Source organism: Pseudomonas sp. GW821-FHT01E05 (genome assembly GCF_059422425.1).
Genome location: NZ_JBWKWW010000002.1, coordinates 148,096 through 161,412 on the forward strand (window position 1 = coordinate 148,096; position 13,317 = coordinate 161,412).

Genomic DNA, 13,317 nt, shown 5'->3' on the forward strand with positions numbered 1-13,317 from the left:
AAGAAGCAACCCATACAGAAAGGCAACCAATACAATCAAGAGCAATTAAACTTACAAGCGAACAAGATGAGTCTCACTCCACACTCTGACTATTACTCAGAAGGGTGACAAACCAACCTGGGAACAGGTTGTCAGCGCGCACAGGTTTTATCATGTGCGCCTGACAGCCAATAGCGCCGAATTACAGCTAAGGTTTATCGCCATACCACCTTGGCGTATAGACCCACTCACCACCGTCTGCACGCGCAAATACGCAGGTGGTGGATGAGCCGATCAGCACCATGGTGCGCATGTCCACTTGATCGGGTGTCAGCTCGCCAAGGGTGGTCACTCGCAAGGTTTGACCAGGGCGACCGATATCACGCCCCAGCACCACTGGCGTTGCGCCCGTGCGGTGCTGCCCGACGATTTCCAGCGCCCGGCCAAGCTGCCACGGCCGTGAGCGGGAAATCGGATTGTAGAACGCCAGCGCCAGGTCGGCTTGCGCGGCCAGGTCCAGTCGCTTCTCGATGATGTCCCACGGCTTGAGGTTGTCCGACAGCGACAGCACGCAGAAGTCATGCCCCAGCGGTGCACCGGCTTGCGCGGCGGTGGCCAGGGAGGCGGAAACGCCCGGCAGGATCTCCAGATCGACGCTGTGCCAGCTCGGTTCATTTGACTCATGCAGGGCTTCAAGCACCGCTGCGGCCATGGCGAACACACCCGGATCTCCCGATGAGACGACAACCACCGAGCGGCCTTGGGCGGCCAGTTCGAAGGCATGTCGGGCGCGCTGCATTTCTTCGCGGTTGTCGGTGCAGTGCAGCACTTGATCGGCGCGGAACGGCCCGGCCATGCGCACGTAAGTTTCATAACCGAGCACATCGTTGGCCTTGGCCAGCTCAGCCTTGACTGCCGGCACCATCAGTTCGGCAGCACCTGGACCTAGACCAATGACCGCAAGACGGCCACGGGCGCGACCGATCTGCAAAGGGTCCAGCGGTTGATTGGCGACGGCTATCGCAATGCCATTGCCGACACTCAGTGGCGGCAGCAGTTGCGGGACCGCGTGTTGCGCCAGCTCGCTGACACTGGCGGCAGCGGTTGCAAAACGCAGTGGCACACTCAATTGGAGAGCGGCTTCACGCAACTGAGGGCTGGCCATTTCCGTGTCGGCCGCCAACAGGCACGCAACCGATTGAACGGCAATCTTCGATTCGTGCAGGGCCGCACGAATGGCTGTTACCAGATCCGCCACACTGGCGCTCACCGCCACCAGCACACTGCGCGGGTAGATCAGCAGTTCATTGGCCGCGGGCTCACGCTCGGCACAACCGACATGGATCGCCAGCCGGGCGTGTTGATCTTCCGGCAGCTGCGCCTGGGCCAGCCAGGGAGCTGCGCCTTCGATACGCACGCTTTCCCCCGCGAGCAGGTCCGAGACAAAGCGCTTGCCCGACTCCAGATCGCCCAAGGCATAGCCGCTGGGTGGATTGAGCAGGCAGGTACCGAAGCGCAATTCACCGCTGGTGGTGATGGCGGCCGCGACACCCAATCCGGCCGCAATCTCTCGCGCAAGGACGTTCACCCCTCCCAGCCCGCCGAGTAACGGCACCACGGCACTGCCGTCTTCAGCGACGGCCAGTACCGGCGGCTCGGCGCCTTTTTCCAATAGCAGCGGCGCCAGAGTCCGGATCACGATCCCGGCTGCGCACAAGGCGATGATCGGCGTGTCCTGCTGATAGAGCTGGCGCAAGGTTGCACCGAACTCGTGATAGGTCCGGTCGGCACCTTCAACCCGCTCGGCCAGGCCGTGGATCATGGCCTGCGGGTACAGCTGCTGGATCTTGCGCGCAGTGGCGAGGCTGCCATTGCCCAGAATGACAATTGCCGGTGCAGAACGAGTCATCAGCCTTGCCACCTTTCGCCGGGAACAATGATCAGCGAGAAGTACGGCGAGGACATTGGCTCAACCTGATCCAGTGGCACGATCTTCTGGTTGGCCATGGTTGCACGCTCGACATACAGCGCCCGATCCGCCAGCCCGAGCTCTTCCAGTACCTGACGAACCTTGGGGAAGTTGCGCCCCAGCTTCATGATGACCGCAGCATCTGCATCGGCCAAACGGCGCTTGAGGTCTTCGGCCGGCAACACGCCGGACAACACCGACAGGCTCTGATTGCGATACACCAACGGTGCACCCAGCACCGAAGCGCCGCCGAGCATCGAGCACACGCCCGGTATCACTTCGGCGTCGTAGCGTTCAGCCAGGCGATCATGCAAGTACATGTAAGAGCCGTAGAAGAACGGATCGCCTTCGCAGATCACCGCCACGTCGCGACCGGCATTCAGATGCTTGGCGACTTCCTCGCTGGCAGCGTCGTAGAAATCGCTGATCACTTGCTCGTAAGAAAACGGCGCGGGCAGTGCTTCGGTGGTCACCGGATAGACCAGCGGCAGTAACGTCTGCGCGTCTTGCAGGTGGGCTTCGATGATGCCGAAGGCATTGCCCTTCTTGCCCTTGGCGACAAAGTACGCCACCACCGGCGATTCGCGCAGCAGGCGCAGGGCTTTGACGGTAATCAGCTCCGGGTCACCCGGGCCGACGCCCAGGCCAATCAAGCGTCCAGGTTGCTGCATCATTCGATCTCCGTAGCGAGGGCGTTGACAGCGGCGGCGGCCATGGCGCTGCCGCCCAGTCGGCCTTGCATGATCACAAAGGGCACGCCACGGCTGTCAGCGGCGAGCATGGCCTTGGACTCGGCGGCGCCGACGAAGCCCACCGGAAAGCCGAGAATCAATGCCGGTTTCGGCGCGCCGGCATCGAGCATTTCCAGCAAATAGAACAACGCGGTCGGCGCGTTGCCGATCACCACCACACTGCCTTCCAGATACGGACGCCAGAGTTCCAGTGCGGCCGCTGAACGGGTGTTGCCCAACTCCCGCGCCAGGTCCGGCACACTCTCGTCGCGCAGGGTACAGATCACTTGATTGTTGGCTGGCAAACGCGCGCGGGTCACGCCCTCGGAGACCATTCGCGCATCGCAGAGAATCGGCGCACCGGCCGCCAGCGCATCACGCCCGGCCTTGCCCGCGCCAGGCGAGAATTGCAGACCATCGATTGCATCGACCATGCCGCAGGCGTGGATCACCCGCACCGCGAGTTTTTCCAGGTCGGCCGGGATTCGGTCCAGGCGGGCCTCGGCGCGAATGATCGCGAACGAGTTGCGATAGATCTCCTGACCGTCGCGGATGTAATCAAGCATCAAGGTGGCTCCGTGGGCGGGCGTCGAGCAATGCGCCTGCCGCTTCAATGGTGAGGTTGCGCGCATGCAGGGCGCCGAAACCCGGCTGCCCTGCATCGCGAAAATAGAGGTCGTAACGGCCGGGGGCGACGGCCAACAGCGTGACGGGCGCAGTATGTGCGGCAGCGCAGGATCGCTGGCAGCCCGACAAATGCACACTCGGTGCATTGCCCTGGCATTGCAACAGCGCAGCCAGTTGCAGCGCATCGCCCTTGGTGTCGGCCAGGCCCTTTGCGCAGCCGCTTGCGCCGGTGCAAGCGATCAACTGCGCCAGCGCCTGATCGGCCGAACATAGCAAACCAAGTTGTTGCAGGCGCTGCGTCACTTCAGGCGAATGATCTGTGTCGATACCGGGTAGCAACAGGCTTTGCCAAGGGGTAAACCGCAGGCTGCCGTCGCCAGACTCGCTGGCCAGCTGCGCGGCACCGCGCAGCATCGCCGGATCGAGGCGACCCAACGGCGTGACAGCGCCGACATAGACCCGGCCCGCTTCACGCTGTGGATAAGTGCCCAGATGCAACAGCTTCGGCGCGGGCGGCCGCTGCCATTCGGCGATCGCGATCAATGACACCCGCTTGGCCAACGCCCGCAAAAAGTTATCCACCGGAAGTTCCGTCAGCAGATGACGCATACGAGTCTGATCCGGGCGGGCCAGCTCAAGAAACAGCTCCAGCACCGCGACCACCAGTTCATGTCCGTGGGCCAGCGGCACCGCGGCCAATGGTGGGTCTATCGGACAACCCGCCAAACCAAAGGCCAGCAGCAGTTCACCGTTCAACTCACCCGCCGACAGCCACAGGTCATGGGGATGTTCAAGCATCACCAGTGCTTCACCGCCATCGAGTTGCACGGCGAATTTGGCCGACAAATCGTGGAAACGTTCGTGGTTTTGCAGGGTGGCGAGAATCTGCCCGGCGAGCGGTCGCGTGTCGATCAGCATATGCCGGTCGATCCCGGCGCTTGGGCTGAGCATCAGATTGCGTACGTCATCGCCGGCCGCCGTGGTCGGGCCGAGCCCTGCGGCGAGCAGACTGTCGATCAATGCCGTCTGCTCGCTGCCGATCCCGCGGATCTGCAGGTTGGCGCGGTTGGTCGCCTCGATCACGCCAACCGCGTAGCGCTCGGCCGCGTCGGCTACTGCGCAGGCTTGCGCCGCGCTGATCGAACCGCCAGCCAGTTTGATCCGGCAGATACCGCCGTCCGCTGCCTGGACGATACGCAGCAACCCCGGGCAAGCCGAGGGGCGCAGAGTCGTCATAAGCGGATTTGCAGGTGTTGGAGTGTTCAAGGATCAGCCCGTGGAAAAGCGCTTCGCGGTCGAAGGCGGCGTATTATGCCTGCTTTGATCAAGGGCATGAAAAGCCTGCTGGTCGGAACGCTGTTTTCTTGCGCAAACCCGATAGACCTCAAGCAAGGAGGCCATCCTGGGTAAAGTTGATGGCCTCTTGGGTCAGCGACCATCAACATAACGCACGGGCATTGTTCAATGCTATTTACCGGTCAACTGTAGCGAAACGCCAGGCTGTTTATAGCGTCAGCTCCTCGAAATAACCTGATGATCGGTCTGTAATTTTCTTTAGCATAGCCTCTCTTATTTCGAAAAAACGCCTGCGATCGAGGGTGAAATATCCATAGTGGTGCACCAGCGTGGTTTCCTGCTCCTCCCACTTTATAAATAGAAACTCCTCCGAAGTCTTGACAGAAACAAACCATGAATGACTCACCGCCATTGATAGTTGACCCTGGCCATTATCGGCACATGGCATCACCTGGAAACTTCGCCCTCCCGCTCTGGCGCTCTTTGATGAGAACAGTTTCAATGCAGCCAGATTATTTTTCAAAGCATTGAATGCATCAACGGCCACGTTATACATGGCGCCACTGGATATTGGCTTCAAGACATCCAGAACGGACTGAGTGATTGGACCGTAGAGCGTCGTCAAGTGGCTCTCAAGCATGACCGGGCGATCATGTATCCACCCTAAGTGCCAAAGCCCAAGCGTAAAATGCTGCAGCCATTCATACCACTGACTCTCTCGGTCATACTTCGTATCAGTATATTGTTCCAAATACAGTACGCAGTCCTGTACATCCTGTTGATCTTGTCGAGACACCCCGGAGGTGAACGACAGTAAAGCACTGCCCACCACGGCTGCACGCCCCTTGCCCGGCCCTGTCAAACCACGCGTCTTTTTATCGATCCAGGCGCGCGTCGAAGATCGGTGCACAGGAGGTAATTGTGCGGCGTTAATGAAGGCCAGTCGCGCCTCAAGACTCGCGGGGGCATCCATCGATGTTCTAATCATTTCAACGGTCCTTAAATATTGTATTTCATCCAGAGCATCCACAAAGCCTTCCGTACAGCATCCGAGTAAACCATTATCCAAAAAGCAATTTTCGACACTGCTTATTAAACCTAGTCAAATGCAGATAAAAATCCAGACACACGACTCACAAAGCCCAACTTTAAAAAAACAAAATAATTCAATTACTCATCCTTTCAAACAACACCCCATCAACAACACGCTCTTCACCCATAGTTTGCCCGGAGAAAAGTCAGGCTTAAGGAACCGCTGAAAAAGACTTCCATACCTGGAGACATACACACCTCACACGAACGGAGCGGTTGAGCCTCGATGAAACAGACATGCCGGCAAGTGTCAGCAGCCCCTGCGCAAGCACTTCCCGATTGAGATGGATCGGACGGGTTATACGAAAGTGCGCTATCGCAAACTTCTGAAAAACACCGCGCAACAGACCACACTATTTACTCTGTCAAACCTGTGAATGATGCGAAAGCGGCTGCTGGGTGCGGGAGAGGCGCGCCTGCGATGCGCGAAGTGTGCCGAGAAAAGGCACAGTCCAAGGAAAAGACATGAATTAACAACAGCCAACGCCCGTTTTTTGGCAGACCACCCATTTTTTGAGTCGCAAATGGAAGGGGCCTCGAAATATCGGTGGCTAATTCAGGCCGTCCTTAACCATCGGCAAAACATTCGCATTATCCAGTTCATCCCGCGGTCATTCTGAGCACCTGTCGAACAGCGCAGGAAAAACCTATCGAAGCCGCGCTATCATTGCGCTTTGGTCCGAGGCCCAGCCAACCCGTGTCTCGGAGCCACTGTTTTTTTGTTTGAGGAATATGGATGGCGCCCTGGCTGACAGTAGTAGGAATCGGTGAAGACGGCTTCAGCGGTCTGGGCAAGAATGCTCGACACGCCCTGCTGGGCGCTTCACGGATTTTTGGCGGCCAGCGGCAACTGGACTTGTTACCGGTTTGCATCCGTGGCGAGCGTCAACTGTGGCCCAGCCCGTTCTCCCTGGAACCGGTGCTGGCGCAGCGCGGCGAGCCTGTCTGTGTGTTGGCCAGCGGCGATCCAATGCTGTTCGGCGTCGGCGCTAGCCTGGCGCGGCAGGTGGCCAACGATGAGATGCAGGTTTTGTCCGCGCCGTCCTCCTACTCGTTGGCGGCCGCTCGACTGGGCTGGCCGCTGCAAGAGGTGGTGACGCTCTCGGTGGTCGCCCGCCCTGTGGCAGCCCTGGGCGCACAACTGTTTAGCGGTATTCGTTTGCTGGTACTGAGCAACGATGGCCAGAGCCCCGCGGCGATCGCCGCGCTGTTGCGTGAGCGGGGGTTCGGGCCGAGCCGGATCACGGTACTGGAACACTTGGCCGGACCTGCCGAACGACGCATCGAAGGTATTGCCAGCGACTGGAGCGAGCCGACCATCGCCGATCTGAATCTGGTCGCCATCGACTGCATCGCCGAACCCGGCACACCGCGCTTATCGCGACTCGCCGGGCTGCCGGATGCGGCCTTCAAACACGATGGGCAACTGACCAAGCGTGACGTTCGCGCCATCACCCTCGCCCGCCTGGCTCCGGTGCCAGGCGAGTTGCTGTGGGATGTCGGCGCCGGCAGCGGCTCGATCGGCATTGAATGGATGCGCGCTCATCCAGGCTGTCGCGCCTTGGCCATCGAGGCCGATGACGGCCGTCAGCAACTGATCGAACACAATCGTGATGCCCTCGGCGTCCCCGGCTTGCAATTGATTCGCGGCATCGCGCCGCAAGCGCTGACAGGCCTGGAGCGACCGGATGCGATTTTCATTGGCGGCGGCGTCACCCGCGAGGGCGTGCTCGACACCTGCTGGGAGCAATTGAAACCCGGCGGCCGGCTGATCGCCAACGCCGTCACCCTGCAAAGCGAAATGACCTTGATGGCCTGGCGCGAACAGCATGGCGGTGAACTGACCCGCATTCATATCGCTCAGGCGCAGCCCCTGGGGGATTTCGATACCTGGCGCCAGGCGTTGCCGATTACCTTGCTGGAAGTAGTCAAGCCTGATGATGTGTGAAGTTCGAGTATGCCATCGCGGGCAAGTCGGATCGCCGCACCGCTCGCTCCTACAAAGGAATTGCCAGCTCCATGCGTGACGAAACCGCCGAACAACCTGCGCCCCTGCGCAGCGGCCTGACTACCGGCAGTTGCGCCACCGCCACCAGCCTCGCTGCCGCCCGCTTGCTGCTCAGCGGTATCAGCCACGACGCAGTGGATATCACCTTGCCCAAAGGCAAGCACGTACAGATGCGCCTGGAGTTTTGTCGCCTGGCCGAAGACGGCGCCGAAGCCGGAACGATCAAGGATGCCGGCGATGATCCAGACGTCACCCACGGCGCGTTGCTGTATTCCCATGTACGCTTGAACGCCGAACCGGGTATACGTTTCAGCGCAGGCCTTGGCGTCGGCACAGTCACCCGGCCGGGGCTGGTACTGGGCGTCGGTGAACCGGCGATCAACCCGGTGCCACGCAAGATGATCACTGATCACCTGCTGCAACTGGCGCAAGAGCGTAATTACGACGGCGGCTTTGAGGTCACGATCAACGTCGAGGGCGGCGAAGCCCTTGCACTGAAAACCATGAACCCACGGCTGGGTATCCTCGGCGGCCTGTCGATTCTCGGCACCAGTGGTATTGTCCGGCCGTTCTCCTGCGCGGCCTACATCGCCTCGATCCACCAGGGCATCGACGTCGCCAAAACCAATGGTTACACGCATATCGCCGCCTGTACCGGCAACGCCAGCGAAGACACCATGCGCCGCGTATACGACCTGCCTGAGATCGCCCTCATCGAAATGGGCGACTTTGTCGGTGCGGTGCTCAAGCATTTGCGCAAAGTGCCTGTGGATAAACTCAGCATTTGTGGTGGCTTTGGCAAAATCAGCAAACTCGCCGCCGGGCATATGGATTTGCACAGCCGTCATTCGAGCATTGACCTGCCGCAACTGGCGCAATGGGCGGCAGACGTCGGCGCCGATGACGCCTTGCAGCAAGCCATCGGCGAAGCCAATACCAGTCAACAAGCCTTGGCCATGGCCAGCGCTGTCGGAGTCGCCCTTGGCGATGCGGTGTGCCAACACGCACTGGACTTCGCCCGCAGCGTGGTACCGGCGCAGGTTCAGGTCGAGGTGTTTGCCATCGATCGCCAGGGCGGCATCGTCGGCCATGCCGGAGCTTTTCAATGAAACGGTTACTACTGCTTGGCGGCGTCACCGAAGCCTTGGCGATTGCCCGCACGCTGGGCCCGCAACATGTCTACAGCCTGGCGGGCATCGGCCGGGTGCCGACGGATTTGACCTGTCAGGTCCGGGTCGGTGGCTATGGCGGCGCGGCAGGTTTGGCGCAGTTCATCGAAGACGAAGGCATCGACTTGTTGCTCGACGCCACTCACCCCTATGCCGCACAAATCAGCCAGAACGCCGCGACCGCTGCGCAATTGAGCGGCATACCTTGCTGGGCGCTGCGGCGACCGGCCTGGCAAGCACAGGCAGGTGATGACTGGCGGGAAGTCAGCGATTGGGCTGGGTTGGTTGAAGCGCTCAAGCCCTTCAAGCGCCCGCTGTTCACCCTGGGGCGCGAGCCGTTGCAGCATCTGGATGAAATCCCGGACGGACAGTTCTGGACTTTACGAGCACTCGACCCGTATCCCGGCAATCAGCGCTGCGAAGTGATCGGCGCCCGTGGGCCGTTTTTAATCGACGATGAGCGGGAGCTGTTCGAACGGCGCCGGATTGATGTGCTGATCAGTAAAAACAGCGGCAGCAGCGCCACCGAACCCAAGCTGGAAGTGGCGCGCGAGCGTGAGGTGCCGGTGTTGATATTGAAGCGGCCAGAAATGGTGAGGGTTGAGCGCGAGTTTGGGACTGTCGCCAATACGCTCGAGGCGCTGACGCAGCAAGGTTATCTGTTACCCCAGTAAACTTCTGTGCGGCAGTAATCATTGCGAGTGCTGCGCACTCGATCGCAGGCAAGCCAGCTCCCACATTGGACCGCGTCGATCACCACTCCCTCGCCACAACCGGTATTCGCCCAGGCATTACGAATCGAAGCCGCTACACTCTTTCGAATCGACGAGCCGGAAGTCGCGCGCAGACTTTTGTACCTGCTGGCCAAGGCACTGCGACACCAAACCGCACGCGGTCTTTTTACTTATCGCCCTTGATCAGGCTAAATACCTTGCTTGATCGTCCATCTCAACGGATCTGACCGATGTCCCGACAACGGCTTGCATTTGCCTGGATCGCCTGCTTTGCAGTGCTGTTCAACATGCTCGCCATGCCGATTTCCGGGACGATGCACCAGGCTGCGAATCAGTCACCTGCCGAGCAGTTGTTGTGGGGCAGCTTCTGCTCCTCGAACGGCACCAGACTGGTAGCGATTTCGCTGGGCACGCTTGAGCAAAAAGCACCACAAAACGACGATCACTCCAACATGCAGCATTGCTGGTGCTGTTCGGGTTCGGCACCGTTGGTGGCGTTACCGGGGCATATGCCGCAGCTGTATTTCGCTCGGTTCGAGTCCAATAGAAGCGTGCCGCCGCCCACCTTCGAAACGCCCACGCCGCGCCAGCAATGGCCGAACCTCAATCCCCGCGCCTCGCCTCTGGTCTGACTCCTTCTCGCAATTGATCTGCGTTTTGAATCGTTCTGGAGAACTGCCATGTTGAAACAATCCCTGGTGAAGCAGTCTCTGCTTCTCGCCGCTTTGCTGTTGCCTGCCTGCTTTGCCCATGCTCACGAATATGCTGCCGGCCAATTGCACATCGCTCATCCGTGGTCGCAGGAACTGCCACCCAATGCCCCGACCGTCGCAGCCTATTTCGTCATTCACAACAACGGCAAAACCGCCGACCGCCTGCTCAGCGTGGCCTCGCCGATTGCAGGACTGGCCGAGCTGCACGAGCATGTGAAGCAAGGCGACCTGATGAAAATGCAGCAAGTGCCGAGCGTGGAAATCCCCGCCGGTGGCGACATTAGCTTCGCGCCAATGGCCTACCACGTGATGCTGCTGGAGCTCAAAGACCGCAGCTTGCTGAGCGAAGGAAAGCGCTTCCCAATGACCCTGCATTTTGAAAAATCAGGCGACGTAACCGTCGAGGTCGCGGTGCAGAAGCAAGCGCCCGCAGGCACTGAAGAGCATATGCACGCCCAGTAATCACAGCCCACAACACCTGTGAACGCCCTGCGCTCGCCAAGCGTCAGGCGATCAGTGCCGCATCATGATTCGTTGAGGGTCAAACGCGGTAGCTGGATCAGCCTGTTCGCCATGCTGATGATCTTTATCGGTCCGCTGATTTCCCAAGCGATGCCGATGGATCACGCCATGCCAATGAACATGTCGATGGACATGCGCATGGACGAGCCCGGCTGCCATGGCACTTCGAACCACGATGCCAAACCCGTCAAGGCGCCTGCCGAGCATCAAATGCTCTGGGAGAAGTGCGGGTATTGCAGCCTCCTGTTCAACTGCCCGGCGCTGCCCGGTAGCCTGTCGTTCGCGGCATTCGACACACCGCCGCCGACGAATTTCATCAGCCCCTTCCCGCGTTTGGGCCATGCCCGGCAAGCAGTCTTCCCCGGCGCCCGAACCCGCGCCCCGCCCATCATCAAGTAAACACCCACATTTCACATCACCCGGCCGACTGTAGAAAAGACAGCCGCAGGCTGCTGGCCGTGTTGTTTACGATTGATTGATGGAACCTTTATGTCCAGGTTTTCTACTGACACTCGCTTGCGCTCTGCTCAGGCACATTCTCTTCTTGCCCTGAACGAGCCAGGTCTTCGCCTCAAACAGGGCATAGCCGTCCTCCACGGCGCGCTGCTGACACCGCTGGTTTTGGCAGCCGAACAACCCGATGAACACACCCGACATACAAACGAACCGAGCCCGACGGTGATCACCGCCATTGCCCCCAGCTCACCGTTGACCATCATCACCAACCCGAAAGATCCACGCCAACCAGTGCCGGCCAGCAGCGGCGTCGACAACCTGTTCCGCAAGCCATCAACGAACCGGGGCGCACGCTCTGGACCAAGGTGGATATGAGTTTCTAAAAAGCTTCGCGGGCAAGCCTCGCTCCTACAGGGATCACATATTCGCGTAGGAGCGAGGTTTGCCCACGATCGACTGCGAAGCAGTCGCAAAAAACATTAAAAGATCCATGCCAAAGCGGAGCGCTCCTGATGAGCCAACCTAAAGTGTCTTTCTACAACCTGGCCTGGCGCTGGCATTTCTATGCCGGGCTGTTCGTCGCGCCGTTCATGGTGATGCTGGCCCTGACCGGGATCATCTACCTGTTCAAACCCCAACTCGACCCGTTGATGTACGGCAACCTGCTGAACGTCCCGGCCGGTCATCAAACGCTTGGCGCCGACGAGCAACTTCGCCGTGTGCAGGTCGCTTATCCGCAGGGGCAGGTCAAGCAATACCTGCCGCCGGTCAACCCCGAACGCAGTGCGCAGTTCGTGGTGCAAAACGACGGTCATGAACTGAACGTGTTCATCGATCCGTACCGCGGAGAAATCCTCGGTGACCAGGACGCCAGGAAAAACCTGCAAGCCATCGCCCGCGCCATTCATGGTGAGCTGATGATCGGCACCGTGGGTGATCGACTGGTCGAGCTGTCTGCCGGCTGGGGCATCATGCTGGTGATTTCCGGTCTGTACCTGTGGTGGCCGCGAGGCAAGTCATCGGCCGGTGTGTTATGGCCACGATTGAGCAATCGCGGGCGCTTGTTCTGGCGCGACTTGCATGCGGTGACCGGTTTCTGGGGCGCGGCGTTTCTGCTGGTGATGCTGCTCAGCGGCATGACCTGGACCGGCTTTTGGGGCAAGCAATACGCCGAGCTCTGGAACCGCTTCCCGGCGGCCATGTGGAACGAGGTGCCAAAGTCCGATCAAGAGGCTCGCAGCCTCAATACGGCGACGCGCCAGACCGTACCGTGGGCAATGGAAAACACGCCGATGCCGATGTCCGGCGACCATGCCGAACACATGGCTCACACCGGCAGCTCAACCGCTGCGGCCGCGCCGACAATCTCGCTGCAAGAGGTGCAGAACATTGCCGTCCAGCGTCGGGTAGAGCCGGGCTATAGCATCACCTTCCCGACCACCGCCACCGGCGTTTTCACCATCGCTGTGTTCGCCGACGACCCACGTAACGACGCGACCCTGCATGTCGATCAATACACCGCCAGGGTGCTCGCCGATGTGCGGTGGCAGCACTACAGCAACGTCGCCCGCGCCACGGAAATGGGCGTGATGCTGCACGAAGGCAAGATGTTCGGAGCGTTCAATCAGATCGTGGTGCTGCTGGTGTGCCTGATGATTTTGCTCAGCGCAGTCAGCGGCGTGGTGATCTGGTGGAAGCGCCGCCCACAAGGTCGACTCGGTGTTCCGCCATTGCGCCACGACCTGGCGAAGTGGAAAACCGCGATGGTCATCATGTTCGCATTGGCTGTGGCATTTCCGTTGGTCGGGGCATCGTTGATCGCGGTGTGGATCCTGGACCGGATACTACTGTCACGGCTGGCGGGGAAAGCTGAGCCGGCCTCATCTTCAAGCTGAAGACTGCGAGATATATGAAACGGCCTTGCAGGCTCTACAATGCCGGCCCGCAATGCTCCTCACATTTTCGCGGGCAAGCCTCGCTCCTGCGGTACAGCGTGATCCTGCAGGAGCAAGGGGGGGCGC

The 13,317-nt window shown here is 60.0% G+C and carries 12 protein-coding genes and 1 pseudogene; 8 read left to right on the top strand and 5 right to left on the bottom strand.

All coding sequences use genetic code 11. The annotated features are described in order from the left end of the window. Positions 1-187 precede the first annotated feature (187 nt). The 5 genes from cobJ to AC07W5_RS04230 all read right to left on the bottom strand — a co-directional run bounded on the left by cobJ (position 188) and on the right by AC07W5_RS04230 (position 5,632). Entirely contained in the window at positions 188-1,888 is a 1,701-nt protein-coding gene (cobJ, locus tag AC07W5_RS04210; RefSeq protein WP_495011267.1) for a precorrin-3B C(17)-methyltransferase, read from the bottom strand. Continuing rightward, on the bottom strand, positions 1,888-2,619 hold the full coding sequence (locus tag AC07W5_RS04215) for a precorrin-2 C(20)-methyltransferase (RefSeq protein ID WP_494993628.1): 732 nt from the start codon (positions 2,617-2,619) through the stop codon (positions 1,888-1,890). Before AC07W5_RS04215 ends, cobJ begins: the two co-directional genes overlap by 1 nt. Further along, entirely contained in the window at positions 2,619-3,245 is a 627-nt protein-coding gene (locus tag AC07W5_RS04220) for a precorrin-8X methylmutase (RefSeq protein ID WP_494993503.1), read from the bottom strand. Before AC07W5_RS04220 ends, AC07W5_RS04215 begins: the two co-directional genes overlap by 1 nt. Then, positions 3,238-4,542, bottom strand: coding sequence for a precorrin-3B synthase (gene cobG, locus AC07W5_RS04225; RefSeq protein ID WP_495022839.1), 1,305 nt, complete (start codon positions 4,540-4,542; stop codon positions 3,238-3,240). The genes AC07W5_RS04220 and cobG overlap by 8 nt, the downstream gene beginning before the upstream one ends. Before the next feature lie 268 nt (positions 4,543-4,810). Beyond that, complete coding sequence (locus AC07W5_RS04230) at positions 4,811-5,632, bottom strand: hypothetical protein (RefSeq protein WP_495022840.1); 822 nt, start codon at positions 5,630-5,632, stop codon at positions 4,811-4,813. Positions 5,633-6,430: 798 nt separating this feature from the next. Between AC07W5_RS04230 and cbiE the strand changes: the two genes are divergently transcribed. From cbiE to AC07W5_RS04270, 8 genes and pseudogenes are all read left to right on the top strand, one after another. Continuing rightward, positions 6,431-7,642, top strand: a complete 1,212-nt coding sequence (gene cbiE, locus AC07W5_RS04235) for a precorrin-6y C5,15-methyltransferase (decarboxylating) subunit CbiE (RefSeq protein WP_495022841.1) — start codon at positions 6,431-6,433, stop codon at positions 7,640-7,642. A gap of 71 nt (positions 7,643-7,713) precedes the next feature. Further along, positions 7,714-8,811 carry a cobalt-precorrin-5B (C(1))-methyltransferase gene (locus AC07W5_RS04240; RefSeq protein WP_495022842.1) on the top strand — a complete coding sequence of 366 codons (1,098 nt, stop codon included), beginning with the start codon at positions 7,714-7,716 and terminating at the stop codon, positions 8,809-8,811. After that, a complete protein-coding gene (locus AC07W5_RS04245; protein WP_495022843.1) occupies positions 8,808-9,545 on the top strand; it encodes a cobalt-precorrin-6A reductase in 738 nt (245 codons plus the stop codon). Before AC07W5_RS04240 ends, AC07W5_RS04245 begins: the two co-directional genes overlap by 4 nt. Positions 9,546-9,835: 290 nt before the next feature. After that, complete coding sequence (locus AC07W5_RS04250) at positions 9,836-10,237, top strand: DUF2946 domain-containing protein (protein ID WP_495022844.1); 402 nt, start codon at positions 9,836-9,838, stop codon at positions 10,235-10,237. 63 nt (positions 10,238-10,300) lie between these two features. Beyond that, the gene (locus AC07W5_RS04255; protein ID WP_494993627.1) at positions 10,301-10,780 is read left to right on the top strand and encodes a copper chaperone PCu(A)C; all 480 of its coding nucleotides are present in this window, start codon (positions 10,301-10,303) and stop codon (positions 10,778-10,780) included. A 54-nt stretch (positions 10,781-10,834) separates the two neighbouring features. Continuing rightward, positions 10,835-11,239 (top strand): DUF2946 domain-containing protein, encoded by a 405-nt coding sequence (locus AC07W5_RS04260; protein WP_494993496.1) that lies wholly within the window; start codon positions 10,835-10,837, stop codon positions 11,237-11,239. A gap of 90 nt (positions 11,240-11,329) precedes the next feature. After that, positions 11,330-11,617, top strand: a pseudogene (locus AC07W5_RS04265) (TonB-dependent copper receptor); the annotation flags it as partial. 191 nt (positions 11,618-11,808) lie between these two features. Further along, positions 11,809-13,191 carry a PepSY-associated TM helix domain-containing protein gene (locus AC07W5_RS04270; protein WP_495022845.1) on the top strand — a complete coding sequence of 461 codons (1,383 nt, stop codon included), beginning with the start codon at positions 11,809-11,811 and terminating at the stop codon, positions 13,189-13,191. Positions 13,192-13,317 lie beyond the last annotated feature (126 nt).

Coding starts and splice junctions, on each gene's coding strand:
- cobJ (WP_495011267.1), bottom strand. CDS start 1,888: ATGACTCGTTCTGCACCGGCAATTGTCATTCTGGGCAATGGCAGCCTC.
- AC07W5_RS04215 (WP_494993628.1), bottom strand. CDS start 2,619: ATGCAGCAACCTGGACGCTTGATTGGCCTGGGCGTCGGCCCGGGTGAC.
- AC07W5_RS04220 (WP_494993503.1), bottom strand. CDS start 3,245: ATGCTTGATTACATCCGCGACGGTCAGGAGATCTATCGCAACTCGTTC.
- cobG (WP_495022839.1), bottom strand. CDS start 4,542: ATGACGACTCTGCGCCCCTCGGCTTGCCCGGGGTTGCTGCGTATCGTC.
- cbiE (WP_495022841.1), top strand. CDS start 6,431: ATGGCGCCCTGGCTGACAGTAGTAGGAATCGGTGAAGACGGCTTCAGC.
- AC07W5_RS04240 (WP_495022842.1), top strand. CDS start 7,714: ATGCGTGACGAAACCGCCGAACAACCTGCGCCCCTGCGCAGCGGCCTG.
- AC07W5_RS04245 (WP_495022843.1), top strand. CDS start 8,808: ATGAAACGGTTACTACTGCTTGGCGGCGTCACCGAAGCCTTGGCGATT.
- AC07W5_RS04250 (WP_495022844.1), top strand. CDS start 9,836: ATGTCCCGACAACGGCTTGCATTTGCCTGGATCGCCTGCTTTGCAGTG.
- AC07W5_RS04270 (WP_495022845.1), top strand. CDS start 11,809: ATGAGCCAACCTAAAGTGTCTTTCTACAACCTGGCCTGGCGCTGGCAT.